The following is a 24,750-nucleotide window of genomic DNA, read 5'->3' as shown; positions in this document are numbered from 1 at the left end:
AGACCGGCCGGTGTCGTCACGGTTCGCGTGGCGGCACCGGCCGCACACCGAACTTCAAGTGGAAGTTGTCCAGGGTGGCCGGGAGCGGGCGGTCCGGGGCCAGGACCGGGCCGGTCTGCTGCTCGAACCCGCGGTCACGCACCAGGTTCGCCAGCAGCGTGCTCGTGCAGAACTGGACGAGGTCGCGGCCCGGGCAGATCGCCGGGCCCGCGCTGAACGGCACCAGCGCCGGGTTCGCCTCCGCGCGGCCGTCCAGCCAGATGTCCGGTTCGAAGCGGTCGGCGTACGGCAGTTCGGCGTCCCGGTGGAAGAACGGCGTGAAGATCACGACCGTCGTGCCCGCCGGGCCCCACGCCGTCTCCTCCGTCGTCTCGCGCAGGATCATCGGCGTCGTCGGCCACAGCCGGACCGCTTCCAGCACGCACGCGCGCAGGTAGCCCAGCTGCTGCGGCTCGGCCGGGTCGGCGTCCGGCAGTTCCGCACGGGCCCGCTCGAGCGCCGCCGGGTGGGTGGCCAGCAGGGCCAGGGTCCGGAACGTCACCATGCCCGCCGCGTCGAAGGCGAACAGCCAGTGCGCCACCTGGTCGACCGCGGTGCCGTCGTCCCCGGCCGACGCGATCGCCGCCGCCAGGCTGCCCGGTTCGGCGCGGCCGAGGTGCTCGGCCAGCCGGGCGTGGAAGCGCTCGCGCACCTGCTTGCGCCGTGGGTGCAGGTACGCCCAGTTCGCGTCCAGCCGCAGCCGCTCCAGCAGGTCGGTGAGCATTTCGTCGTCGCGGGCGCCCGGGCCGAGGACGATCGTGCGCACCAGCCGCCACCAGGCGACGTTGAAGGTGTCCCAGGTCAGCTCGGTCCCCCCGAGCAGGACGGCGGCTTCGTCCGCGATCGCGCGGGCGAACGGCGCCGCCAGCTCGTGCAGCGGACGGCCCGGCTCCAGCACGGCTTCGGTGAACCGGCGCCGCGGACGGCGGTCGGCTGCATCGGAAATCAGCACGCCGTGCGGCTGGAAGTGGCCCAGCGCGGCGCGCTTTTCCACTGTGGACGGACTGAACGGCGTCGGCGCGCCGGCCAGCAGCGTGCCGACGTCCGCACCGGACAGGGCCAGCTCCACCGACCGGCCGGGAACGCGCAGCTTCAGCGGGCGCCCGTCGTACCGGTCCCGCAGCCGCGTGAGCAGCTTGACGGCCGGGCGGTCGACCTGCAGCTTGCCGGCCAGCCCCAGCACGGCCGGACGGCGTTTGATCACTCCGCCCGCGAGGATGGGCAGCGCCACTTCAGCCGCGACGCGCAGGGTCTCGGTGACGGAAGCGGTCACCGGTCGGGTCACCTGAGTGGACGTCATACCGCCCGGTTACCCGAGTGGCGGAAACGGAAACACCGTCAGTGACGCAGCGCGAGGTTCAGCACGTCACCCGCGTGGTCCAGGCAGTCGGCGCAGATCACCGCGTCCCGCGCGGCACAGTCGACCCGCAGCAGCGGGCGCCGCAGGCCGAGGAACGTCCGCCGCTCCCGGCGGCCGCAGAACTCGCACACCGCGGCCCGCGGCGACGTCACCGCCGCCAGCACATCCCCGCTCGGCGTTTCGCGGTCCGCGCCGTCGCGCACCACCTTCAGCCCGGCGCGCACGCACTCCACGCAGATCGGCCCGGCCTTGCCTGGGACGCGCGGGCCGCGCACCGCGCCGCAGAACCGGCAGGGCCGTCCGGCCCCGTTCGCCGCCGTCACGCCGCCTCCTGACCGGTTTCGCCGCCCGCGCACCGGGAACCCCGGGCGCGACGTCACCTCCCGGCCACGCTACGCGCATCCGGCCGCGCGGGGGCGTCGGCGGATCCCGGCTCACGCTCGGCCGGGACCCGCGCGCACGGACCTCCCGCCCGGGCGGCACCACGGCACGAGCGGGCTGGAGGAACGTTGTCGTCGTTGACCGTGTTGTTCGGGGTGGCCGGGCTGCTCGCCCTCGCCGCGGCCATCGTGCCGAAGCTCGTGGCGGACCGGCCGTTCTCGGTGCCGCTGGTGATGCTGATCGCCGGGATCGTCCTGGGCCTGCTCCCGCTGCCCGCGCCCTACGGCAACGGCTGGAGCGATCCCGCGGCCCACCTGCACGGCGTCGAATCGTTCACCCAGCTGGGGATCCTCGTCGCGCTCGCCGGGGCGGGCCTGTCCGTGGACCGCCCGTTCGGCCTGAAGCGCTGGGGTTCGACGTGGCGGCTGCTCGCCCTGACCATGCCGCTGTCGATTCTGGCGATCGCCGCGCTCGGGTACTGGTGGCTCGCGCTGGCGCCCGGCGTGGCCCTGCTGCTGGCCGCGGCGCTGGCGCCGACCGACCCGGTGCTGGCCGGCGACATCGGCGTGCCGCACCCGGACGTCGAGCCGGAACTGGCCCGGGACAACGAAATCCGCTTCACGCTGACCACCGAGGCGGGGTTCAACGACGGGCTGGCCATGCCGTTCGTCCTGCTCGGGCTCGCGATGGCGGGCAGCAGGCCGAACCTGGCCGTCTCGTGGGTGCTCGTCGACCTGCTGCTGCCGGTCGTGACCGGCGTGGTGGTCGGCCTGGTCGCCGGGCGCGGGCTCGGCTGGGCGATCTTCCACACGTCGTCGGACCGGCTGCGGCTCGCCGAATACGGCGACGGCCTGGTCCTGCTGGCGCTCGCCTTCCTGCCGTACGCGCTTTCGGAACTGGCCCACGGCAACGGGTTCGTCGCCGTGTTCACCGCCGCGGTCGTGGTCCGCAAGCAGGAGCGGGAGCACGACTACCACGGCGTCCTGCACGCGTTCGGCCACCAGCTGGAACGGCTCTTCGTCCCGCTCGCCCTGCTCGGGCTCGGGCTCGCCATCGGCGACGGGCTGCTGCGCGGCCTCCGTCCGCTGGAAGTCGTCATCGCCGTGGTCGCGGTGCTGGTGGTGCGGCCGGTGGTCGGCTGGCTCTCCCTGCTCGGGTCCTCGGCCGGCCGGCCGGCGACGCTGGCCATCGCGTTCTTCGGCGTCCGCGGCATCGGCACGCTCTTCTACCTCGCCTACGCGCTCGACCGGCTGCCGCTGGCGGAGCAGGGCGTGCTGTGGCGGGTCGGCGCGCTCGCCGTGGCCGTGTCGGTGCTGGTCCACGGCATCCTGGCGGAGCCCGCCATCCAGCGGATCGAGCGGATGGGCGGTCACCTGCCCGCCCACTGAGCCGGTTGGCGGACGCGACGCCGGGGTACTCCGGCCGACGTGCTGTCCGAAGTGCTGCCCTGGTGGCTCGGCCTGACCGGCCTGTGGGTCCTCACGCTGTCGACGCCGTCGTGGCCGGAGCTCGTGGCCGCGGGCGTGGCGGCGGTGCCGTGCGCGTTCGCGGCCCGCGCCGCGCGCCGGGCCGTCGGCGGTGCGTGGCGGCCCCGGGCGGGCTGGCTGCGGTGGCTGCTCGCGGTCCCGGGAACGGCGGTCCGCGAATCCGGCCGTGCCCTGGTCGAGGTCCTGCGGCACCCGCGCGCGGGCCGGTTCGACACGCTCGAACTGCCGGCCGAGCCCGACGCGGTCCACGAAGCCAGAGCGGCCTGCGCGGCCGCCGTCGTCGGCAGCACCCCGGGGACGATGGTCGTCGCCACTCCCGAAAACTCCTCAGCCGAGCGCGAACTGGTCGTCCACCGGCTGCTCGAGGGCGGCTCCCGCGTGCTGGACGAGGTGCGCCGGTGACCGGCTGGCTGGTCGCCGCCGTGCTGCTCATGGCGGGCGGCCTCGGCCCGGCGCTGTGGCTGGCCGCGCGCGGGGACGCCATCGGGCGGCTGGCCGGCCTCCAGCTCGCCGGCCCGGTCACCGTGCTCACGCTGCTCCTGCTCGTCCAGGCGTACGGCCCGTCGAGCGCGGTGATCCTGCCGCTGGTGCTGACCGTGCTGGCCTTCGCGGGCACGCTGCTGTTCATCCGGCTGCTGGGGACGACGGAATGACGGTCGTCGCGCAGGTTCTCGTCTTCGCCGGGGTCGCCGTCGTCGTGGTCTCCGCGCTGGCGATGCTGCGGGCCAAGACACTGCTCAACCGGCTGCACCTGCTCGCCCCGGTGACGACGCTGGGCGCGCCGCTCGTCGGTGTCGGGCTGGCGCTGGCCTCGGGGTGGCACCTCGGGTCGGGCGCCATCCTGCTCACCGTCGTGCTGCTGGCCGTGACCGGCCCGGTGCTGCAGTCCGCCGCCGGGCGCGTCGAGGCGCGGCGGCGGGGCGCGATCGACGAGGACCTGCCGTCGTGACCACGGTCGTGCTGCTCGTCGTCCTCGCGTTCGTCGCCGTCGCGGGGTTCGCGGTGGTGGCCACCCCCGACCCGCGGCGGCAGGCCATCACGCTGTCGCTGTTCAGCCTGTGCCTGACGCTGCTGTTCGTCGTGCTCCAGGCGCCGGACGTCGCGCTCTCGGAGCTGGCCGTCGGGTCGGCCGTCGTGCCGCTGCTCGTGCTGCTCACCATCCGGAAGGTGGGCGGGCGATGACGCTGCGGGCCCGGACGTGGCTGTGCGCGGCCGGCGCGCTCGGCGTCGCCGTCCTGTTCGTGACGGCGTTCCTGCGGATGCCCGGCTTCGGCGGTGACCTGCACGTCTACCGCGACCTCGCATTGCCCGCCGCCCTCGCGCGGGCGACGCCGAACCTCGTGTCGTCGATCAACTTCGACCTGCGCGCGCTGGACACCCTGGGCGAGGAGACCATCGTCGCCGCCGCGGTCGTCGGCACGCTGTCGCTGCTACAACCGTCCAAAGAGGAACGTCGGCGGATCGAACCGCAGCGCGGGTACGTCATGCCGGTGGTCAAGGTCGCCGGCTACCTGCTGCTGCCGGTGACCCTGCTGCTCGGCCTGGACGTCGTCGCGCACGGCCACCTCACTCCGGGCGGCGGCTTCCAGGGCGGGGTGGTGCTGGCCACCGGCTGGCACCTGCTCTACATCTCCGGCAGCTACCCGGCGCTCGCGCGGCTGCGCCCGATCGACTGGTGCGAGTACGCCGAAGCGGCGGCGACCGGCCTGTACGTCGTCACCGGGCTCGCCGGCCTGGTCGCCGGCGGTGCGTTCCTCGCCAACGTCCTGCCGACGGGCGAGTTCGGCTCGCTGCTGTCGGCGGGCACGGTGCCGGTGCTGAGCGTCCTGGTCGGGATCGAGGTCGCCGCCGGGCTCGTCGTGCTGCTGGCCCAGTTCCTCGGGCAGGGCCTGATCCGGGAGGAGACCGCGTGATCGGGATGGCCTGCTACTGCGTGGCCGGCTGGCTGCTGCTGGTCGGCGCGGTGGGCATCGTGCGCAGCCGGCACCTCGTGCACACCGTCGTCTCCCTGTCGGTGGCGCAGGCCGGGACGTACGTGCTGCTGCTCGGGATCGGCTACCAGGACCACGCCGGCGCCCCGATCGTCGGCCAGGACCAGCGGCAGCCGGTGGTGGACCCGATGGTGCAGGCGATGACGCTGACCGACATCGTCGTGTCGGCGACGATCACCGCGCTGCTGCTCGGCCTGACCATCCAGATCTCGAAGCGCCACGGGACGGTCGATCCCGACGAGCTGCGCGCGTTGCGAGGCTGAGGCGATGTCCGCGCTGCCGTCCCTCGTGGTCGCGCTGCCGCTGCTGGCCGCGTGCCTGCTGCTCGGCCTGGGCCGGGTGCTGCCGCGGGTGGTGGCCGACGGGTTCGCGACCGCGGCCGCGCTGACCGCCACGGTGCTGACCGCCGTGCTGCTCGCCGCCGTCCAGCACGGCCGGGTGGTGGTCTGGCTGGGCGGGCACCACCCGGACGGCGCCCGCTCGCTGGGCATCGTCCTGGCGGCCGACGGGCTCAACACGACGCTCGCGTTGCTGGCGTCGTTCCTGACGACGTGCGCGCTGGTCTACAGCTGGCGCTACTTCGAGGCGGTCGAAGCCCGCTACCACGCGATGATGCTGCTGTTCCTCACCGGCATGCTCGGCTTCCTGCTCACCGGGGACCTGTTCACCCTGTTCGTGTTCTTCGAGCTGATGAGCGGCGTCGCCTACGCGCTGACCGGGTACCGCGTCGAGGAGGCCGACTCCGTCCAGGGCGCGCTGAACTTCGGCGTGGTGAACTCCCTCGGCGCGTATTTCACGCTGATGGGGATCGGCCTGCTGTACGCGCGCGGCGGGCAGCTGGGCCTGGCGCAGCTCGGCGTCGCCCTCGACGGCAAGCCCGCGGACGCGCTGGTGCTCGCCGCGTTCGTGCTCGTCTGCACCGGCCTGCTGGTCAAGGCGGCCGCGGTGCCGTTCCACTTCTGGCTCGCCGACGCGCACGCGGTCGCGCCGACGCCGGTGTGCGTGCTCTTCTCCGGCGTCATGGTCGAGCTGGGTGCCTACGGCGTGCTCCGGGTGCGGCGGACGGTGTTCGGCGGGGTGCTCGACGACGGCGCGTTCGCCCGGGTGCTGCTGGTGCTCGGGATCGCGAGCGCGGTGCTCGGGGCCGTCCTGTGCTTCACCCAGCGGCACCTGAAACGGCTGCTGGCCTACTCGACGATCGCGCACACCGGGCTGTTCCTTTGTGGACTGGCCGCCGCCGACGGCGCGGCGAGCACGGGGTTCCTGCTGGCCGTGGCCGGGCACGCGGGCGCCAAGGCGGCGCTGTTCCTGCTCGTCGGGATCCTCAAGGACCGCTACGGCAGCGTCGACGAGGACGAGCTGTTCGGCAAGTGCGGGCATTCCCGGCTCGAGGGCGGCCTGTTCCTGCTCGCGGGCCTGGTGCTGGCCGGGCTGCCGCCGTTCGGCGTCGCGTTCGGCAAGGACGTGGTCGAGCACGCGCTCGAGCGGACCGGGTACGGCTGGCTGGTGGCCGTGTTCGTCGTCGTCACCGCGGTGACGGCGGGTGCGGTGCTGCGGGCCGGCCTGGGTGTTTACTTCGGACGCGGGCGGCCCCCGCGCCGCGACGACGGCGACCGCACCCCGGGCACCGACGAGGAACCCGAGACGGGCCGCCGCATCGAGCGCACGCCGGTGACGATGATCGCCGCGATCGTGACCGCGCTGGCCGCCGCGCTCGCCGTCCCGTGGCTGCGCGACGCCGCCGTCACGGCCGGGCGGCAGGAGGCCGATCGCGAGGGGTTCCTGCACGACGTCCTGCCCGCGGTCGGCTCGCCGGGGTCGCTGCCGCCGGTGACGGCCGAATGGACGTCGTCCGGCCTGCTGTTCGGCGGCGGCACGGTCCTGCTGGCGCTCGGCATCGCCGCGGCAGCCCTTTGGCCCCACCGGCTCCCGTCCTGGCCGCGACCGGTCCGGACGGCGCTGGACGCGCTGCACCAGGGGCATTCCGGCCACGTCGGGGACTACGTCGCGTGGCTGCTCGTGGGCGTGACCGCCCTCACGGCGCTCGTGCGGCTTTGATGTGTATGCCGCCGAGCACTGGGTAACCCGATGTCAAGGCCCTTTTGGCGACTGGCCGATCCGGAAATGTCGCCGCGACGGAAGGTGCACCCCGATGAACGACAAGTTCGAGAACAAGGGCGAAGAGCTCAAGGGCCGGGCGAAGGAAGCCGTCGGCGACGCCACGGGCAACGAGCAGTGGCAGGCCGAGGGCAAGACCGACCAGGCCAAGGGTTCGCTGAAGCAGGCCGGCGAGAAGATCAAGGACGCCGTCAAGGGCGTCGAGGACAAGGACTGACCCGTAGTCCTGCCGCTGCCGCACCCCGGTCCGCCGGGGTGCGGCAGTTTTCGTCTCGAGGAGGCATCTTGTTCGATGGCTTCACGCTCGACCGCGTCGATGTCGGTGAAGTGACGCTACGGGTCCGCCACGGCGGCTCGGGGCCACCGGTCCTGCTGCTGCACGGGCACCCGCGCACCCACACGACGTGGCACCGCGTGGCACCCCGGCTCGCGGAGCGGTTCACCGTCGTCTGCCCGGACACGCGCGGCTACGGCGAGTCCACCAAACCGCCGGCCGGCGCGGACCACGCGGCGTACAGCAAACGCGTCATGGCGGCCGACAGCGTCGCGCTGATGCGGCGGCTCGGGCACGACCGGTTCTTCGTGGCGGGCCACGACCGCGGCGCCTACGTGGCGACGCGGCTGGCCTTCGATCACCCGTCCGTGGTCCGCGGCGTGGCCATCCTCGACGCCGTCCCGATCGGCGAAGCCCTCGCCCGCTGCGACGCCCGGTTCGCCCGCGAGTGGTACCACTGGTTCTTCTTCGCCCAGCCGGAAAAGCCCGAACGGGTGATCACCGCCGACCCGGACGCCTGGTACGACGTAGCCACCCGGAACACACCCGAGCGTCTCGGCGAGGAGAACTTCGCCGACTTCCACCGCGCGATCCACGATCCGGCCACCGTCACGGCCATGCTCGAAGACTACCGGGCGGGCCTCGGCGTCGACCGCGCCCACGACGACGCCGACCGGGCTGCGGGCCGGCGGATCTCCTGCCCCGCACTGGTTCTGTGGTCCAGTGACGACGACATGGCGGATCTGTACGGGGACGTCCTGGGCGTCTGGCGGAATTGGGCCGAGGACGTCCGCGGGCACGCCATCAGGTCCGGTCACCACGTGGCCGAGGAGAACCCGCAGGACCTCGCCGCCGCGTTGACCCGCTTCTTCAGCCGCCTGCCCGCCGGCTGAGCCGTTCCCGCTGCGGCACCACCACGTACTTCGGGTCCTTTGTGGACGCCACGCCCGCCGCGTAGACGCCGAACCGCGTGCACAGTCCCGAAGCCAGGTAAGCCGCGCCCGCCGCCACGCCGGCGGCCCGGTTCCGGCTCGCCAGCAACGAAAGTCCCGCGCCGGCCGCCGTCAACGCCTTCGCCGCCTTCAGCAGCTTGCCCGCGCGGCCCGTCCGGTACGGCTCCGAGACCAACCCCAAGCCGGTCTCCAGGTGGTGTTCGGCCACCAGTTCCGCCACCGCTCCCGCGAGCCCCGCGCGGACCGCCGGGCCGGCTTCGCCCGCGGGTGCCGCCAGCATGGCCGCGCCCGCGCCGCTCGTCACCGCGCTGCCCGCGAACAGCACCGGGAGCGTCCCGTGGGCTTCGTGCCACGACGGTGTCGCCGTGTCCGCCAGCAGCACCGCCGTGTACGTGCACATCGCGGGGCCCAGCACGGCCGCGCCCGCCCCCGCCAGCTTGCCGATCAGCGGCAGCTTCCCCGTCACCTCGGACGCCGCCGCCACCGCGGCCAGCCCCGAGAACGGCGACAGGATCCACGACCCCACCGAAAGCGGCGACGTCGGCTTCAGCACCCGCAGCATGTGCAGGAACCGCGTCGGCCTGCCCAGGTCGTGGATCAGCGCCACGACGCTCGCGAGGGACCCGCCGGACGCCACGATCCGGCCCACGCGCACGAGGGCCGGCCGCCCGGTGACGTCGGCGAGCGCCGCCATCGTCGCCGACGCGCCCGCCGCGCCGCCCAGGAACAGGTAGAGCGGCACGTCCGGCTGCTTCCACGCCGGCTCCTTGAGGATCGGCCGGCCGTAGTAGGACCTGAACTCGGCGGGCTCGACCATCGCCGGCTCGCGACGCGGGCTCATCGGCGCCGCCCCAGGAACGACATCGCCAGCGCAGCGGCCACGCCGGCCGCCGTCACCGCGGCCCGCTTCCACATCGCCGGCAGATCCCGGGTCGTGACGACCGGGTCCGGCGGCAGCCCGTAGACCTCGGGTTCGTCCAGCAGCAGGAAGAACGCGCCGTCGCCGCCGACGCCGTCGTCCGGGTCACGGCCGTAGAGCCGCGCCTCCGGCACGCCGGAGTCGTGCAGCGTCCGCACCCGCTCGTCGGCGCGTTCACGCAGCTCATCCAGCTCGCCGAACTGGATCGAGTCGGTCGGGCACGCCTTGGCGCACGCCGGTTCCATACCCGCGCCGAGCCGGTCGTAGCAGAGGGTGCACTTGAACGCGCGGCCGTCCGGCTCGCGCTTTTCGATGACCCCGTACGGACACGCCGGCACGCAGTAACCGCAGCCGTTGCAGATGTCCTGCTGCACGACGACGGTGCCGAACTCGGTGCGGAACAACGAGCCGGTCGGGCAGACGTCGAGGCAGGCCGCGTGCGTGCAGTGCTTGCAGACGTCGCTCGACATCAGCCAGCGCACGCCCGGCTCGTCCTGCCCCGGCGCGCCGACGTCCGGCATCCCCAAGTCCACTGTAGACGGTGCCGGGGCGGCGGGCTTGGATTGCTCGACGAACGCCACGTGCCGCCAGGTGTTCGAGCCCAGCGCGCCGGTGTTGTCGTAGGACGAGCCGAGCAGGTCCAGCTCGCCGCGGTCGGGTACGCCGTTCCACTCCTTGCACGCCACTTCGCAGGCCTTGCAGCCGATGCACACCGACGTGTCGGTGAAGAACCCCATCCGGGGCTGGGTGCCGTACTCAGCCATCGGCTCGCCTCCGGTACTCCTCGACCATGGCCGGCAGCGCGGCGCCGCGCGGGCGGCGGCCCGGCCGGATGTCACAGGTGGCCGCCTTCGACTCCTGGATGTGCACGTTCGGGTCCATCACGATGGACAGCAGGTCGTTCGCCGCGTCGCCGCGCGAGAGGCCGTTCGGCCCCCAGTGGTACGGCAGTCCGACCTGGTGGATGGTCCGGCCGCGGACCTTCAACGGCTTCACGCGCTCGGTCACGAGCACGCGGGCCTCGATCGCCGTCCGCGCCGAGATGATCGTCGCCCAGCCGCCGTTCTCCAGGCCGCGTTCGGCCGCGAGCGCCGGGGAGACCTCGCAGAAGAACTCCGGCTGCAGCTCCGAAAGGTAGGGCAGCGTCCGGCTCATCCCGCCCGCCGTGTGGTGCTCGGTGAGCCGGTAGGTGGTGAACACGTACGGGTACACCGAGCTACGCGCCGGGTTGTACGGGTTCGCCGGGCTCTCGAGGGTTTGGCGCGTCGGGGACTCCTGCTGGCCGTACAGCGCGTTCTCCACCGGGCTCTCGAACGGTTCGTAGTGCGTGGGCAGCGGGCCGTCGGCCAGGCCGGCCGGGACGTAGAGCCACGCCTTCCCGTCGGTCTGCATGATGAACGGGTCGCGCCCGCCGAGCGCGTCCTGCGCCTTGGCCCCCTCGGGCGGTACGTGGTCGGGCGCCTTGGTGGGCTCGAAGTCCGGGACGTCCGGGCCGACCCACTTGCCCTGCTCGGCGTCCCAGCTGAGCAGCTTCTTGCGCTCGCTCCACGGCTTGCCGTCCGGGTCGGCCGACGCGCGGTTGTAGAGGATTCGCCGGTTCGCCGGCCAGGCCCACGCCCAGCCCTTGGCGACCCAGTCCTGCTCGCTGCCCGGCTGCCGGTTCGCGGCCTGGTTCTTCCCGCCCGCGCGGACGCCGCAGTAGATCCAGCAGCCACACGCCGTCGAGCCGTCGTCCTTCAGCTGCGTGTACGCCGAGAGCGGGCCGTCCGGGCCGTGGCCGTTGATCTCGGCGAGCACCGACTCCGCGCTCGGGTCGTCGGTCGGTCCCTCGACCGGGTAGCTCCAGGTGAGGTCGCGGATCGGCGCGTCCCGCGGGTCGTCGCCGACGCGTTCCCGGATGATCCGGCCCAGGTGGTAGTAGAACCAGAGGTCGCTGCGGGCGTCACCGGGCGGTTCGACGGCCTTGTGGTGCCACTGCAGCAGGCGCTGGGTGTTGGTGAAGCTGCCGTCCTTCTCGGTGTGCGCGGCGGCGGGCAGGAAGAAGACCTCGGTGCCGATCTCCTCGGGCTTCAGCTCGCCGGTCTCGACCTCGGGGCCGTCCTTCCAGAACGTCGCGCTCTCGATCAGCTGCAGGTCGCGGACGACGAGCCAGTCGAGGTTGGCCAGGCCGAGCCGCTGGAACTTGCCGTTGGCCGAGCCGACCGCCGGGTTCTCCCCGACCAGGAAGTAACCCTTGCACTCCCCCTCGATCTGCTTCTGCACGGTCGCGTACGTCCCGTGGTCGCCGGTCAGGCGCGGCAGGTAGCCGAAGCGGAAGTCGTTGTGCGGCTGGGCCGAATCGCCCCAGTAGGACTTCAGCAGGCTGACGGCGTAGGAGCGCATGTTGCCCCAGAACCCGGTCTTGCCCGCGTCCGCCGCGACGAAGTCGTCGAGGCTCTGGTGCTGGTGCGCGTGCGGCATCGGGATGTAGCCCGGCAGCAGGTTGAACAGCGTCGGGATGTCGGTGGAGCCCTGGATGCTGGCGTGGCCCCGCAGCGCGAGGATGCCGCCGCCGGGACGGCCGATGTTGCCGAGCAGGGTCTGCAGGATCGACGCCGTGCGGATGTACTGCGCGCCGACAGTGTGGTGCGTCCAGCCGACCGAGTACACCCACGCCGTCGTCCGGTCGCGGCCGGAGTTCGCGGTGATCGCCTCGGCGATCTCCCGGAACTGCTCGACCGGCAGGCCGCAGACGTCGGCGACCAGCTCAGGCGTGTAGCGGGCGAAATGGCGCTTGAGCACCTGGAAGACGCAGCGCGGGTGCTGCAGCGTCTCGTCGGTCTCCGGCTTGGCGCCGACCGCCGCGCCGCCACTGCCGTAGGTGTCGGCGCGGGCCGTGCTCTGGTGGCCTTCGCCGCCGTGCTGGCTCTCCGAACCCGGCTCGCCCGGCTGCTCCGGGTCGGTGGACCCGGCCGCGGGCACGGTCGACGCGCCCTCGTACTCCCAGGTCGTCATGTCGTACTGGCGGCGCTCGGGGTCGTAACCGGAGAAGACGCCGTCGAGGTCCTCGGTGTCCTGGAAGTCCTCACGCAGGATGGCGGCCGCGTTCGTGTAGGCGAGGACGTACTCCCGGAAGTCCTTCTCGTTGCTCAGGACGTAGTTGATCAGGCCGCCGAGGAACGCGATGTCCGTACCGGCGCGCAACGGCGCGTGGACGTGCGAGACCGCGCTGGTGCGGGTGAACCGCGGGTCGACGTGGATGATCTTCGCGCCGCGGGCCTTCGCCTCCATCACCCACTGGAACCCGACCGGGTGGCACTCGGCCATGTTCGAGCCCTGGATGACGATGCAGTCGGCGTTGGCGAGGTCCTGCTGGAACGTCGTGGCGCCGCCACGACCGAAGGAGGTCCCCAGACCGGGAACCGTGGCGGAGTGTCAAATACGCGCCTGGTTCTCGATCTGGATCGCGCCGAGCGCGGTGTAGAGCTTCTTCATCAGGTAGTTCTCTTCGTTGTCCAGCGTCGCGCCGCCCAGGCTGGCGAAGCCGAGCGTGCGGTTGAGCCTGCGACCCTGGTCGTCGACGTCCTGCCACGTCTCGTCGCGGGTCTTGAGGACCCGGTCGGCGATCATGTCCATCGCCTTCTCGAGGGGCAGGCGCTCCCAGTCGGTGCCGTACGGGCGGCGGTAGAGGACCTCGGTGACGCGGCTCGGGCTGGTCACGAGCTGCTTGCTGGCCGAGCCCTTCGGGCAGAGCCGGCCGCGCGAGATGGGCGAGTCGGGATCGCCTTCGATCTGCGTGACGCGGCCGTCCTTGACGTAGACCTTCTGGCCGCAGCCGACGGCGCAGAACGGGCAGACGGACTTGACCACTTTGTCGGCGTCTTCGGTGCGGGCGTGCCATTTCTCCGAACCGTCCGATTTGGCCGCCGCGGCGCGCGCGGTCCGGTCGGGACCGGTCAGCTGCCGGTACACCGGCCAGCCTTCGAGCCACCGACGCACACCCATACCTGGCACGGTAGTAGCGATACCCGCGGTTCGCAGGTCTAACCACACGTAGTGAATGACTCATTCATGTCACCGGACGACAGGGTCCCGGCTAAGTCAGGACGACAGGGTCCCGGCTAAGTCAGGTCGGCGCGGCCGATCCGATCGCCCGCACGCCATGAAAGGGTCGTTCACCTCGTCAGACGACATGAACGACCCTTTCATGACATCGCCGCGACGCCGGGCAGACCGCGCGACCACGACTTTGCCGAGACCCTGTCACCCGACGCCATGAATGAGTCATTCACTACACCGGCGAGTCCCGTCACCCAATGGTTGCGTGATGCCCGCCGCGTCGAGGCGCTCCAGCAGCGGGATCATCACCCGGCGGGTGCTGTCGAGGGCCCGCCGGGCCTCGGAAACCGTGAACGGCTGGGGCAGCCCGCGCAGCTCGGCCACCGCGCGCTCCTCGGCGTCCGGGCCGAGCACCACGCCCTCCGCGACCGCCGTCAGCCTGCCGAGGCGCACCGCCGCCGCCAGCTCGCGGCGGCCCAGGCCCAGCGCGCGCAGCTCGTCCGCCTCCGGCGCGCGGAACGGCTGCTCGGCGAGCCGTTTCGTCACCGTCTCCAGGGCCTTCTCGACGGCCGGGTCCAGGCCCGCGCCGGGCCGGCGCACGAGCCCGCCGGTGACTTCGAACCCCGTGCCCGCCAGCAGCGGAGCGACCAGCTCCGGCGCGGGCAGCCCGAGCCGGTGCCGCAGCGCTTCCACCGGCATTCCCGCGGCCAGGGCGTCCCAGCCCCGGACGAGCGCGGCGGCCTCGGCGCGCAGCCCGGCGACGCGCGCCGGGTCGGCGAACCAGTCCCCGATCTTTTCGCCCGTCTCCGGCAGGCCCATCGCCGCGAAGTCCGGCGCCGGCACGAAACCGTGCCGGCGCAGGTAGGTCCCGGCCAGGTCCCGGTCCGCCAGCTCCTCGCCGCGGGCCCGGGCCGCGCCGCGGCGGGCCAAGGACGGCGGCCGGACGTCGAGGACGTCGAACCCGGCGGCGATCCGGTGCTCGCCCGGGTCGCGCAGCAGCCCGCGGTCGCCGACGCGCAGCGGCAGCGCGGACGCCGTCGTGAGCCGCGCGGTGTCCGTCCCGAGTGGACGGACGCGGACCGGCACCGCCGCCGTGCCGAAGTGCAGCACCAGGTGCCGGTGGACGTCCGCGCCGCGCAGCCGGACGTCGAACTCGGCCGTCGCGTGCCACCGGCCCGGCGTGAGCAGGACATCGCCGCGGCGGACGTCGGTCCGCGCGGTGCCGCGCAGGTTCACGGCCACGCGGGCCACCGCCGTCACCCGGTCGTGGGATTTCCCGAGCGCCTGCAAACCACGGACCTTCACCCGCGTGTCCCCGAGGAGCAGCTCGTCGCCGACCGCGATCGTCCCCGCCGCGAGGGTGCCCGTGACGACCGTGCCGGCCCCCGAAACGGTGAACGCGCGGTCGATCCACAGCCGGACGTCAGCGTCCGGATCGGGCGTCGGCAACCCCTCGGCCAGGGTCCCGATCTCCGCGCGCAGCTCGGCGAAGCCCGCGCCCGTGGTCCCGCTGACGGCGACGCTCGGCACCGCGCCCAGCGACGTCGCGGCGATCTCGCCCAGTGCTTCCGCCGTCGCCGCCGCCGGGTCGGCCCGGTCGGCCTTGGTGACGACGAGCAGGCCGCGGCGGACGCCGAACGCGTCGAGCGCGGCGAGGTGCTCGGCCGACTGCGGCATCCAGCCCTCGTCGGCCGCGACGACGAACAGCACCGCCGGCGCGGGCCCGGCGCCCGCGAGCATGTTCGGCACGAACCGCTCGTGGCCCGGCACGTCGACGAACGCGACGTCCTCGTCGCCGATCCGCGTCCAGGCGAAGCCGAGGTCGATGGTGAGCCCGCGGCGGCGTTCCTCGGCCCACCGGTCCGGCTCCATCCCGGTCAGCCGGCGCACCAGCGTCGACTTTCCGTGGTCGACGTGTCCGGCGGTGACGATCACCCGCATCGGCGGACGGCTTCCCGGAGAGTCGCGTCCTCTTCCGGCCGCACGGTCCGCAGGTCGAGCAGGCACCGGTCCCGTTCGATCCGGCCGACGACCGCGGGCTCGCCGGTCCGGAGCGCGCCGGCGTACCGGGCGGGCAGGCTCACCGCGACGCTGGGCAGCTCGACGCCCGGCGCTCCCCCGCCGCCGACGGCCGCGACCGACGGGACCACCCGGGCGTCGATGCCGTCCCAGGCCCGGACCAGGAGGTCCGCTCGGCGCTGCAGGCTGTCGGCGGACACGTCGAGCGCCTCGCGCACCGGGGCTTTCGGCCCGCGCAACGTCGCTTCGAGGGCGGCGAGGGTCAGCTTGTCAACGCGCAAGGCCCGTGCGGCGGGGTGCCGCCGCAGCCGTTCGACGACGTCGGCCGCGCCGAACAGGAGGCCGGCCTGCGGGCCGCCGAGGAGCTTGTCGCCGCTGGCCGTGACGACCGTGGCGCCCGCGCGCAGGGCGCTCGCGGCGTCCGGCTCGTCCGGCAGGAGGGGGTGCGGGGCCAGCAGCCCGGACCCGATGTCGGCGACGACGGGCACGCCGAGCCCGGCCAGCTCGCCGAGCGCCGCCTCCGACGTGAACCCGGTGACCAGGTAGTTCGACGGGTGCACCTTGAGCACGAACCCGGTGTCCGGGCCGATCGCCTCGGCGTAGTCGCGCACGGAAGTCCGGTTCGTCGTGCCGACTTCGCGCAGCCGGGCGCCGGTCGACGCCAGAAGGTCGGGGATGCGGAAGCCGTCCCCGATCTCGACCAGCTCGCCCCGGCTGACGACGATCTCGCGGCCCGGGGCCAGGGCGAGCGCGCAGAGCAGCAAGGCGGCCGCGTTGTTGTTGACGACGTGCACCCCACCGGCGTCCGGGACGGCGGCGGCGAGCGCCGCGAGGGCGCCGCGCCCGCGCCGGGCGCGCTCGCCGGTCGCCAGGTCGAACTCGACGTCGGTGGCGCCGCCGGCCGCCACCAGGGCGTCCAGCGCGGCCGCGGACAGCGGGGCGCGGCCGAGGTTGGTGTGCACGACGACGCCGGTCGCGTTGACCACCGGCCGCAGCGACGCCGCGCTCGCCGGGAGCCGCGCGAGGACGACGTCGACGACGTCGCCCGGAGCGATCTCGCCCTGCCGAGCGGCCGTCTGGACTTCGATGACCACCGCTTTGACCAGGTCGCGCCCGAGTGTCCCGGCCGCCTTCGCGACGCGGGGCTCGGCCAGCACCGCGTCGGTCCGCGGGATCGCGCGGCGGGGGTCAGGCATGGCGGAGGCGGACGGGAATCGAACCCGCCAGCGGCAGGACCTGCCGCTCACCGGTTTTGAAGACCGTGCCGGTCACCAGGCCGGATACGCCTCCCTGCACCATGGCGACCATCCTGCCAACTCCGCGCCCGGCGGGCACGATGAACCGGTGGAGTACCGGCTGACGCAGTACGCGCACGGTGGCGGCTGTGCGTGCAAGATCCCGCCCGGCGAGCTGGAAGAGGCTGTCCGCGGCCTCACCGGGAGTTCCCCCGCCGACCCCGCCGGCGAGCTGCTCGTCGGCCTCGACACCGGCGACGACGCGGCGGCGGTCCGGATCTCCGGGACGACCGCGCTCATCGCGACCACGGACTTCTTCACCCCGGTCGTCGACGACGCCTACGACTGGGGGCGGATCGCCGCGGCCAACGCGCTGTCCGACGTCTACGCCATGGGCGGCACGCCGGTGGTGGCGGTCAACCTGCTCGGCTGGCCGCGCGAGACGCTGCCGTTCGAGCTCGCGGCCGAGGTGCTGCGCGGCGGGCTCGACGTCTGCGGCAAGGCCGGCTGCCATCTGGCCGGCGGGCACAGCATCGACGACCCGGAGCCGAAGTACGGCCTGGCGGTCACCGGCGTCGCGGATCCTTCGCGGCTGCTGCGCAACGACGCCGGGCGCGCGGGCGTGCCGCTGACGCTGACCAAGCCGCTCGGGGTCGGCGTGCTGAACTCGCGGCACAAGGCGACCGGCGAGCGGTTCGCGCAGGCGATCGACGTCATGACGACGTTGAACAGGGCCGCGGCCCGCGCCGCCCTCGCCGCCGGGGCCGTCTGCGCCACCGACGTCACCGGCTTCGGGCTGCTCGGTCACCTGCACAAGCTGGCGCGGGCGAGCGGGGTGACGGCCCGCCTCGACCCGGCCGCGGTGCCCTATCTCGACGGGGCGCGCGAGGCCCTGCGCGACGGGTACGTCAGCGGCGGGACGCGCCGGAACCTCGACTGGGTGCGCCCGTACGTGGACGTCTCCCGGATTTCCCCGGACGAGGCACTGCTGCTGGCGGACGCGCAGACGTCCGGCGGGCTGCTGGTCGCCGGCGAGCTGCCGGGGCACCCGGTGATCGGGGAGCTCGTGGCGCGCGGGGACCACACGATCGTCGTGGGCTGAGTTTTCGGGCCGTCCGGCGCGGGTACGCGGGGATCATGCCTGCACCGGACCGTTCCAGCCTCGAACAGCACCTGGCCGAGACCGAATACCCGTGCGGCCGGGACGAGCTCCTCCGGCGCGCGGCCGCGACCGGCGGCGGCGACGCCGTGCTCGGCTCGCTCGGCGGCCTGACCGAAGGCGACCAGTACGAGAACTTCGACGCCGTGTGGGAGGCGGTGTCGGCCAAGCACATCGGTGGCGCGCCCTAGGCGAGCCGCTCCACGGCGTCGCGGGCTTCCTTGAGGTCCGCGCCGGTGTTTTCGCGGTAGACCTTGATGGCCTGGATCTTCTTGCCTTCGCGCAGCAGCGCGGTGACCTCGGCGAGGCCCGGTTCTTCGACGGTCACCCCGAGCTGGGCGACGATGGCGTCCAGCTTCCGTTCCATCCGGTCGAGCCGGCGGCTGAGCCTGCGTTCGGTGTTCGACGAGCCCAGCCCGACGACCACGACGAGCAGGACGATCCCGAGCAGCAGCATCCCGTAGTCCATGGCGGGTCATGCTACGTGCGGAAAACTGTCGGTGCCCGCGGTTAAGGTGGCCCGCATGACGACTTTGCCGGATCGCCCGAACACCGCACTCCTCGTGGTCGACGTCCAGAACGGCGTCATGAAGGAGGCCCACGACCGCGCGGCGGTCCTCGCCAACCTCGTCGCGCTGGTGGAGAAGGCGCGCGCCGGCGGGACTCCGGTCGTGTGGGTGCAGCACACGAGCGAGGAGCTGCCGCGCGGGAGCGAGGTGTGGGAGTACGTGCCGGAGCTGGTGCGGGGTGAGGGGGAAGCCTTGGTGCACAAGGAGTACGGGGACTCGTTCGAGGACACCGATTTGGAGCCGGTGCTGTCTTCGCTGGGTGTCGGCCGGCTGGTGGTCGCCGGGGCGCAGACGGATGCCTGTATCCGGTCGACCCTGCACGGGGCGTTCACCCGGGGTTATGACGCCACTTTGGTGGCGGACGCGCACACCACGGAGGACTTGTCGGCGTACGGGGCTCCCGAGCCGGGGGCCGTTATCGCGCACACCAACTTGTACTGGCAGTTCCAGACCGCTCCGGGGCGGACCGCCGGGACGGTCAAGACCGCTGAGGTGGACTTCGGGGTGGCTGCTTCGGCTTGAGGTCGGCTGGGCGGGGAAAAGGTTGGCGGGAGCGGCCGGGGGTGAGCCGGCGGAGGGTGAACCAACGCGGCGGTGTCACTCACCCGCGCCCTCATACCGGGCCGCGATCGCCGCGGCCCTGGCGCGCAACTTTTTCCGCAACACCTCCGGTCCGAGCGCCTCCACCTCCGCTCCCAGCTGCCACAGCGCCCACTCCGCGTGGCGCAGGTCCTGGAACGTCACCTCCAGCCGCAGCCACTCGTCGGTGTCTTCCACGTCCATCGCCCGTCCCGCGACCGCCATGCGCAGCAGGTCCTCCCGCCGCCGCGGGTTCACCTTCACCTGCACCGCCATGTGGCCGTCCGACAGGAAGCGCGCGCAGCGTTCTCGCCATGCCCGGTCCAGGTCGACCTCGCCAGGGCGCTCCGCCGGCTCCCCCAGTTCCGAAGCCGCCAGCACCCGCGACAAGCGGTACGTCCGGTCCGCGCCGGATCTCGTCGCCAGCAGATAACCGCGGTCGCGGACCGTCACCAGACCGATCGGGTCCACCGTGCGCCACTGGGGCTGTTCCCTCACCGCCGCGTAGTGGATCCGCAGCTTGTGGCCCGCCGATACCGCCCGGCGGATCTCGGCCATCGTCGGCTCCGGGACCTCGGCGGGAGCCACTCGGCGGGAAAGCAAATCCGTCTCCGGCGACACCAGGAACCGGCTGGCCGCGTCGCGAGCCGTCGCGCGGTGGGGTTCGGGCAGTGCGTCGACCACCTTGCGGCGTGCCGACGCCAGCGCCGATTCCAGGCCGAAGCCGAGCCCGGTGGACAGCAGCGCCAAGGCCTCGTCGTGGTTCAGGCCCGTCAGCTCCGTCCGGAATCCCGGCAGCAACGCGAACCCGCCGTGGCGGCCGCGTTCCGCGTACACCGGGACACCCGCCGACGACAGCGCCTCGATGTCGCGCAGCACCGTGCGCGTCGACACCTCCAGCTCGCTCGCCAAGGCGTCCGCCGTCAGCCGGCCGCGTTGACGCAGCAACAGCACCAGCGACACCAGCCGGTCGGCACGCATGCCGACAACCTAGCGAAAACACGACAGCAGGTGTCGTGATTTGCCGAGAGGCTCCGGCTCTCGAAAGGAGCTGATGTGAACGCACAACGCACGGCGGTCAACCCGTGGCCGTGGTCGGGGGAACTGGGGTTCAACCAAGGGGAGCTCGTCTCCGGGGCCACCCGGACCCTGTACTGCTCCGGGCAAACCGCCACGGACGCCGACGGCAAGCCCGAGCACGAGGGTGACATGGCCGCCCAGCTGGCACTGAGCCTGGACAACGTGGAGGCCGTGCTCGCCGAGGCCGGCATGTCCCTGGCGAACCTCGTCCGGCTGAACGTCTACACCACCGACGTCGACGGGCTCTTCCCCCACTACGGCGTGCTGGCGGCCCGGCTCGGCGCCGCCGGAGTGGCACCGACGACCACGATGCTCGGCGTGACGCGGCTGGCCATCCCCGGCCAGCTGATCGAGCTGGAGGGCACGGCGGTCGCGTAAGACGTCCGGCTTCGAGCGGTCAACACTCCGACCGCTCGAAGCCGTACGCGCGCTTCACGCTCCCCGCAAGTGGTCTCGCAGTTCCCGGGCCACCCGGGCCATCAGCACGTCCGCCTCGGGCTGCAGGACCGCCGGGACCCGCGATTCCGTCAGCGCCACCACGCCGAACACGCGGCCGTCCGCGTGCTCGACCACCCCCGCCTCGTGGCGGAGGTTCAGCAGCGTCCCCGTCTTCGACGACCAGCGGGCCGCGTCCGAGGCGAAGTCCGGGGTCAGCCGGTGGCGGATCACGTTGTGCGCCATCAGCTCCCGCACCCCCGCCGCCACCGCCGGGTCGATCCGGGACGGTGTCCACAACGCCTGCAGCAGGTCGAGCACCGCCCGCGCCGACGCCGCGTTCGCGCGCGTCACGTCCAGCTGAGCCAGCCGGTGCCCGCGGCCCGCCGTGCCCGCGCCGATCGCCAGCGCGTGCGCCAGGTCCACCTCGCCCGCGTGGAAACGCTCGGCCGGGGTGTCGACGAGGTCCGCCATCAGGTGGCGCACGGCGATCCCGGACAGGCCCCACCCGTCCAGCGTCCGCATGATCTCGGCCGGCGGGGTCAGGCCGAACAGGACGTCGGCCGCCACGCCGTCGCTCAGCGCCGTGCTCAGGTACACCAGGTCGTCGACGGCGATCCGGGCCGGGTGGCGGAACCGCGTCAGGCCGATCGGCCCCGGCGTGGTGACCCCGCCGGGCGCGACCTCCAGCTGCGTCGCGCCGTCCAATTCACCACGGCGGATGCGCTCCAGCGTCGCCGCCGCCAGCGGGACCTTGACCAGGGACGCGATCGGGTAGACCCGGTCCGGGTCGATGCCCAGCTCGTGCCCGGACCGCAGGTCGCGGACCAGGAACGACCCGCGCAGCCCGCCGTCGGCCAGCTCGGCCCGCAGCTGCCGGACCAGTGCTTCCCCGCTCACGCCTCGGCTCCCAGGCATCGGCCGATCGCCGGCGCGAGCTTCCGCACCCGCTCGGCGTCCTCTCCCACTACGGCGAACCCGCGCGCCAGCGCGACCTCGCCGACCGGCCGCCAGTGCAGCCCCAGCTCAGAGGCCTGCGCGCGCGAGCACAGCAGGAGGTCCGCCGAGCCGAACACCGCCGCGGCCGCCGCGGTCAGCGAGCCGGCCACCTCGACCTGGGCGGGCGGCAGCCCCACGGCGTCGCGGGCCCGCAGCAGCGGATCCCGCACGTGCGGGACGTCGTCCTCCGGCTGGAGCCACACGTGCCGGCGCGGGCCGCCGGACCGCCCGGCCCGCAACGTCTCCAGGTGCACGACCCGCGCCTTCGGGGCCACCACCCCGGCCAGGCCCAGCGGCACGGACCACGCTCCTTCATCGGCCGGGACGGCGACGAGCGCCGCCCGCACTTCCTGGGTGCGGACGAGCTCGGCCCGCTCCCCCGGCGGCGCGACGCGGAACTCGAGGTGGACCGCCAGCGCGCGGGCCTCGGCGGCGAGCTCCGCCAGCTCGCGCACGCCGCAGGTGTCCGGGACCGCCACGCGCATCGGCCGCAGCCGCGCGAGCCGAGCGTCGTGTTCCAGCGTGTCGGCCAGCTGCACCAGCCGTTTCGCCGAGGGCAGGACGTCCCGGCCGAACGGCGTCAGCCGCGCCCGCCGGGTCGAGCGGTCGAAGAGCCGTTCGCCGAAGTGCCGTTCCAGCGCGGCGATCCGCCGGCTCGCGACCGGCTGCGGGATGCGCGCGACCGCCGCGCCCGCCGTGAAGCTCCCCGCCTCGCTCACGCTCACGAACGCCCTGCAGCCGCCGACCAGGTCCACGACCACACTCTATGCGATTTCGGCATCGAACCGCGCGTTTCCGTCTTGGACAGCATGAGCGGAGCCGGTGAGACTGCGGGAGTCGGTCAAGATCGGAAAGGGTGTCCCGTGCCGTTGCCCCACGTCCACCGGACCGCGCTCGCCGCGCTGGTCCTCGTTTCGCTCACCGCCTGCGCCGCCGAAGCACCCGCGCCACCGCCGCCCGTGGCGTCGAGCGCGGCCGTTGCCCCGCAGGCGGACTTCGCGCCGCTGGAGCGGGAGTTCGACGCGCGTCTCGGCGTGTACGCCGTCGACACGGGCTCCGGCCGCGAACTCACTCACCGCGCCGACGAGCGCTTCGGCTATGCCTCGACGCACAAGGCGTTCTCGGCCGCCGCGGTGCTCCAGCGCACGAACGTCGACGGGCTGGCGAAGGTGCTGAAGTACACCCGGGCCGACCTTCAGGAGAACTCACCGGTCACCGAGAAGCACGTCGAGACCGGCATTTCCCTGCGCGACGCGATCGACGCGGCCCTGCGCTACAGCGACAACACCGCGGCGAACCTGCTGTTCCGGGAGCTGGGCGGACCGCAGGGGCTCGCCGCCGCGCTGCGCGGGATCGGCGACACGACCACGCACGTCGACCGGATCGAACCCGGCCTCAACGACCTCGCGCCGGGCGACGTCCGGGACACCAGCACCCCGCGGGCGATGGCCACGACGCTGCGTGCGTTCACCCTCGGGAGCGCGTTGCCGCCGGAGAAGCGGCAGATCCTGACGGACATGATGAAGGCCAACTTGACCGGCGCGGCCCTGATCCGCGCGGGCGCGCCCGCGGGCTGGGTGGTCGCCGACAAGACGGGCACCGGCGAATACGCGACGCGCAACGACATCGCGATCGTCTGGCCACCCGGGCGCGCGCCGATCGTGCTGGTGGTGACGTCGGACAAGAAGACCGAGCACGCCGACCACGACGACCGGCTGATCGCCGCGGCGGCGAAACTCGCGTTCAGCGCTCTTCGGTGAGGACACGGACCCGGAGGTCGACGCCGTGGGTGCCGACGACCGCCGCCCGCACGAGCGACCCCGGTTCCGGTGCCTCCCCCGCGAACGTCACGTGCCCGTCGACCTCCGGGCCCTGGTGCGCCGCCCAGCCGAGCCCGGCGGCTCCGACCAGCACCTCGACCACGCTGCCCACCCGCTCCGCCGCGCGGCGGGAGACCGCCTCGTCCGCGAGGACCGACAGCTCCTCGACGCGCTCGGCGAGCAGCGGGGCCGGCACCTTGTCCGGGAATCCCGCGGCCTCGGTGCCGTCCTCGTCCGAGTAGCCGAACACCCCGGCGGAGTCCAGGCGGGCCTGCTCCAGGAACAGCTTCAGCTCGGCGAAGTCGGCGTCGGTCTCGCCGGGGAAACCCGCGATGAAGTTGGAGCGGACCCCGGCGTCCGGTGCCACCGCACGGATCCGCTCGAGCAGCTGCAGGAACCGCTCGCGGTCGCCGAAGCGGCGCATCCGGCGCAGCACCGGGCCGCTCGCGTGCTGGAACGACAGGTCGAAGTACGGTGCGACGCCCGGTGTCGCGGCGATCGCCTCGAGGAGGGTGGGCCGCAGCTCGGCGGGCTGCAGGTAGCTGACCCGGACGCGGTCGGCGACGCCGGCGAGCTTGGGCAGCAGCTTCTCCAGCGCCTGCAGGTCGCCAAGGTCCTTGCCGTACGACGTCGAGTTTTCGCTGACCAGCACCAGTTCCCGCACGCCGTGGCCGGCCAGCCACTCGGCTTCGGCGAGGATCTCGGCGGGCGGCCGGGAGACGAACGCGCCGCGGAAGCTCGGGATCGCGCAGAACGTGCAGCGCCGGTCGCAGCCCGACGCCAGTTTCAGCGGCGCGATCGGGCCGCCGCCGAGCCGGTGCCGCAGCACCCGCGGGCCGCCGGCCGGGCCGTGCCCGGGTACGTGGGCCACGGCCGCCGCAGGCCGCTGGACCGGCGTGATGGGCAGCAGCGTCCGCCGGTCACGCGGGGTGTGCGCGGGCCGGGTCCGGCCCTGGAGGACGTCCTCGATGCGGTCGCCGATCTCGGGGTAGTCGTCGAACGACAGGACGGCGTCCGCCTCCGGGAGCGCGTCGGCGAGTTCCGCGCCGTAGCGCTCGGCCATGCACCCGACGGCGACGACCTTCGCGCCCTTGCCGGACGCGGCGAGGACCGTGTCGATCGACTCCTTCTTCGCCGCTTCGATGAAGCCGCAGGTGTTCACCACGACGACGTCGGCTTCGGCCCCGGGTTCGGCGAGCTGCCAGCCCGAGCCGCCGAGCCGGGCGGCGAGCTCGTCGGAGTCGACCTCGTTGCGCGCGCAGCCCAGGGTGACCAGGGAAACCGTGCGCACGGCG

General features: G+C 73.3%; 27 protein-coding genes and 1 tRNA gene. 15 read left to right on the top strand and 13 right to left on the bottom strand.

From position 1 onward, the window contains the following. Window positions 1–16: 16 nt before the first annotated feature. Both ABFJ78_RS11950 and ABFJ78_RS11945 read right to left on the bottom strand, forming a co-directional pair. Window positions 17–1,339: a cytochrome P450 gene (locus ABFJ78_RS11950; protein WP_436385969.1), complete on the bottom strand. Its 1,323-nt coding sequence runs from the start codon at window positions 1,337–1,339 to the stop codon at window positions 17–19. A gap of 38 nt (window positions 1,340–1,377) precedes the next feature. Further along, complete coding sequence (locus ABFJ78_RS11945) at window positions 1,378–1,722, bottom strand: hypothetical protein (RefSeq protein ID WP_436385968.1); 345 nt, start codon at window positions 1,720–1,722, stop codon at window positions 1,378–1,380. 186 nt (window positions 1,723–1,908) lie between these two features. Between ABFJ78_RS11945 and ABFJ78_RS11940 the strand changes: the two genes are divergently transcribed. The 10 genes from ABFJ78_RS11940 (at window position 1,909) to ABFJ78_RS11895 (ending at window position 8,543) form a co-directional block, all read left to right on the top strand. After that, window positions 1,909–3,168 (top strand): cation:proton antiporter domain-containing protein, encoded by a 1,260-nt coding sequence (locus ABFJ78_RS11940; RefSeq protein ID WP_436385967.1) that lies wholly within the window; start codon window positions 1,909–1,911, stop codon window positions 3,166–3,168. A gap of 39 nt (window positions 3,169–3,207) precedes the next feature. Beyond that, complete coding sequence (locus tag ABFJ78_RS11935; RefSeq protein ID WP_436385965.1) at window positions 3,208–3,669, top strand: hypothetical protein; 462 nt, start codon at window positions 3,208–3,210, stop codon at window positions 3,667–3,669. Further along, on the top strand, window positions 3,666–3,920 hold the full coding sequence (locus ABFJ78_RS11930) for a hypothetical protein (protein ID WP_086675478.1): 255 nt from the start codon (window positions 3,666–3,668) through the stop codon (window positions 3,918–3,920). The genes ABFJ78_RS11935 and ABFJ78_RS11930 overlap by 4 nt, the downstream gene beginning before the upstream one ends. After that, a complete protein-coding gene (locus ABFJ78_RS11925) occupies window positions 3,917–4,216 on the top strand; it encodes a monovalent cation/H(+) antiporter subunit G (RefSeq protein ID WP_436385964.1) in 300 nt (99 codons plus the stop codon). The genes ABFJ78_RS11930 and ABFJ78_RS11925 overlap by 4 nt, the downstream gene beginning before the upstream one ends. Further along, entirely contained in the window at window positions 4,213–4,449 is a 237-nt protein-coding gene (locus tag ABFJ78_RS11920; RefSeq protein WP_372665374.1) for a Na(+)/H(+) antiporter subunit B, read from the top strand. The genes ABFJ78_RS11925 and ABFJ78_RS11920 overlap by 4 nt, the downstream gene beginning before the upstream one ends. Next, window positions 4,446–5,180, top strand: coding sequence for an MnhB domain-containing protein (locus ABFJ78_RS11915; RefSeq protein WP_436385963.1), 735 nt, complete (start codon window positions 4,446–4,448; stop codon window positions 5,178–5,180). Before ABFJ78_RS11920 ends, ABFJ78_RS11915 begins: the two co-directional genes overlap by 4 nt. Window positions 5,181–5,185: 5 nt before the next feature. Continuing rightward, complete coding sequence (locus tag ABFJ78_RS11910; protein WP_436386770.1) at window positions 5,186–5,521, top strand: sodium:proton antiporter; 336 nt, start codon at window positions 5,186–5,188, stop codon at window positions 5,519–5,521. 4 nt (window positions 5,522–5,525) lie between these two features. Further along, window positions 5,526–7,316: a complex I subunit 5 family protein gene (locus ABFJ78_RS11905; RefSeq protein WP_436385962.1), complete on the top strand. Its 1,791-nt coding sequence runs from the start codon at window positions 5,526–5,528 to the stop codon at window positions 7,314–7,316. Between the two features lie 94 nt (window positions 7,317–7,410). Continuing rightward, window positions 7,411–7,593, top strand: a complete 183-nt coding sequence (locus ABFJ78_RS11900; protein ID WP_436385961.1) for a CsbD family protein — start codon at window positions 7,411–7,413, stop codon at window positions 7,591–7,593. 68 nt (window positions 7,594–7,661) lie between these two features. After that, entirely contained in the window at window positions 7,662–8,543 is an 882-nt protein-coding gene (locus ABFJ78_RS11895) for an alpha/beta fold hydrolase (protein WP_436385959.1), read from the top strand. On the opposite strand, the gene nrfD is transcribed toward ABFJ78_RS11895, so the two are convergent. From nrfD to ABFJ78_RS11865, 6 genes are all read right to left on the bottom strand, one after another. After that, window positions 8,521–9,444 carry an NrfD/PsrC family molybdoenzyme membrane anchor subunit gene (gene nrfD / locus ABFJ78_RS11890; protein WP_436385957.1) on the bottom strand — a complete coding sequence of 308 codons (924 nt, stop codon included), beginning with the start codon at window positions 9,442–9,444 and terminating at the stop codon, window positions 8,521–8,523. The genes ABFJ78_RS11895 and nrfD overlap by 23 nt on opposite strands. Beyond that, a complete protein-coding gene (locus ABFJ78_RS11885) occupies window positions 9,441–10,286 on the bottom strand; it encodes a 4Fe-4S dicluster domain-containing protein (protein WP_436385956.1) in 846 nt (281 codons plus the stop codon). Before ABFJ78_RS11885 ends, nrfD begins: the two co-directional genes overlap by 4 nt. After that, the gene (fdh, locus tag ABFJ78_RS11880) at window positions 10,279–13,506 is read right to left on the bottom strand and encodes a formate dehydrogenase (RefSeq protein WP_436385954.1); all 3,228 of its coding nucleotides are present in this window, start codon (window positions 13,504–13,506) and stop codon (window positions 10,279–10,281) included. The genes ABFJ78_RS11885 and fdh overlap by 8 nt, the downstream gene beginning before the upstream one ends. Window positions 13,507–13,785: 279 nt before the next feature. Further along, a complete protein-coding gene (gene selB / locus ABFJ78_RS11875; protein ID WP_436385953.1) occupies window positions 13,786–15,501 on the bottom strand; it encodes a selenocysteine-specific translation elongation factor in 1,716 nt (571 codons plus the stop codon). Continuing rightward, a complete protein-coding gene (selA, locus tag ABFJ78_RS11870; RefSeq protein WP_436385952.1) occupies window positions 15,492–16,775 on the bottom strand; it encodes an L-seryl-tRNA(Sec) selenium transferase in 1,284 nt (427 codons plus the stop codon). The genes selB and selA overlap by 10 nt, the downstream gene beginning before the upstream one ends. Further along, window positions 16,775–16,869, bottom strand: a tRNA-Sec gene (locus tag ABFJ78_RS11865). Before ABFJ78_RS11865 ends, selA begins: the two co-directional genes overlap by 1 nt. 54 nt (window positions 16,870–16,923) lie before the next feature. Here ABFJ78_RS11865 and selD point away from each other — a divergent pair. Further along, window positions 16,924–17,916 (top strand): selenide, water dikinase SelD, encoded by a 993-nt coding sequence (gene selD / locus ABFJ78_RS11860; protein ID WP_436385950.1) that lies wholly within the window; start codon window positions 16,924–16,926, stop codon window positions 17,914–17,916. Between the two features lie 35 nt (window positions 17,917–17,951). Beyond that, window positions 17,952–18,164, top strand: a complete 213-nt coding sequence (locus tag ABFJ78_RS11855) for a DUF2795 domain-containing protein (protein WP_436385949.1) — start codon at window positions 17,952–17,954, stop codon at window positions 18,162–18,164. Here the strand turns inward: ABFJ78_RS11855 and ABFJ78_RS11850 are convergent. Next, on the bottom strand, window positions 18,161–18,442 hold the full coding sequence (locus tag ABFJ78_RS11850) for a hypothetical protein (protein WP_436385948.1): 282 nt from the start codon (window positions 18,440–18,442) through the stop codon (window positions 18,161–18,163). The two genes, ABFJ78_RS11855 and ABFJ78_RS11850, sit on opposite strands and share 4 nt — an antisense overlap. A 55-nt stretch (window positions 18,443–18,497) precedes the next feature. On the opposite strand from ABFJ78_RS11850, the gene ABFJ78_RS11845 reads away from it, so the two are divergent. After that, window positions 18,498–19,064 carry an isochorismatase family protein gene (locus tag ABFJ78_RS11845; protein ID WP_436385946.1) on the top strand — a complete coding sequence of 189 codons (567 nt, stop codon included), beginning with the start codon at window positions 18,498–18,500 and terminating at the stop codon, window positions 19,062–19,064. Window positions 19,065–19,139: 75 nt separating this feature from the next. Here the strand turns inward: ABFJ78_RS11845 and ABFJ78_RS11840 are convergent, their stop codons facing one another. Continuing rightward, window positions 19,140–20,102, bottom strand: a complete 963-nt coding sequence (locus ABFJ78_RS11840; RefSeq protein WP_436385945.1) for a helix-turn-helix transcriptional regulator — start codon at window positions 20,100–20,102, stop codon at window positions 19,140–19,142. A 75-nt stretch (window positions 20,103–20,177) separates the two neighbouring features. Between ABFJ78_RS11840 and ABFJ78_RS11835 the strand changes: the two genes are divergently transcribed. After that, complete coding sequence (locus tag ABFJ78_RS11835; protein ID WP_436385943.1) at window positions 20,178–20,579, top strand: RidA family protein; 402 nt, start codon at window positions 20,178–20,180, stop codon at window positions 20,577–20,579. 54 nt (window positions 20,580–20,633) lie between these two features. Here the strand turns inward: ABFJ78_RS11835 and ABFJ78_RS11830 are convergent, their stop codons facing one another. Together ABFJ78_RS11830 and ABFJ78_RS11825 are read right to left on the bottom strand one after the other, a co-directional pair. Continuing rightward, complete coding sequence (locus tag ABFJ78_RS11830; RefSeq protein ID WP_436385941.1) at window positions 20,634–21,536, bottom strand: serine hydrolase; 903 nt, start codon at window positions 21,534–21,536, stop codon at window positions 20,634–20,636. Further along, window positions 21,533–22,396: a LysR family transcriptional regulator gene (locus ABFJ78_RS11825; RefSeq protein ID WP_436385940.1), complete on the bottom strand. Its 864-nt coding sequence runs from the start codon at window positions 22,394–22,396 to the stop codon at window positions 21,533–21,535. Before ABFJ78_RS11825 ends, ABFJ78_RS11830 begins: the two co-directional genes overlap by 4 nt. A gap of 102 nt (window positions 22,397–22,498) precedes the next feature. Here ABFJ78_RS11825 and bla point away from each other — a divergent pair, with 102 nt between their 5' ends. After that, window positions 22,499–23,395: a class A beta-lactamase gene (gene bla, locus ABFJ78_RS11820; RefSeq protein WP_436385938.1), complete on the top strand. Its 897-nt coding sequence runs from the start codon at window positions 22,499–22,501 to the stop codon at window positions 23,393–23,395. Here the strand turns inward: bla and rimO are convergent. After that, window positions 23,379–24,746, bottom strand: coding sequence for a 30S ribosomal protein S12 methylthiotransferase RimO (gene rimO / locus ABFJ78_RS11815; protein ID WP_436385937.1), 1,368 nt, complete (start codon window positions 24,744–24,746; stop codon window positions 23,379–23,381). The two genes, bla and rimO, sit on opposite strands and share 17 nt — an antisense overlap. Window positions 24,747–24,750: the final 4 nt, after the last annotated feature.

The sequence above is a fragment of the Amycolatopsis sp. MEPSY49 genome (genome assembly GCF_051337345.1).
In the GTDB taxonomy this organism is placed as follows: Bacteria; Actinomycetota; Actinomycetes; order Mycobacteriales; family Pseudonocardiaceae; genus Amycolatopsis.
This window is presented reverse-complemented; position numbering and strand designations above follow the sequence as displayed.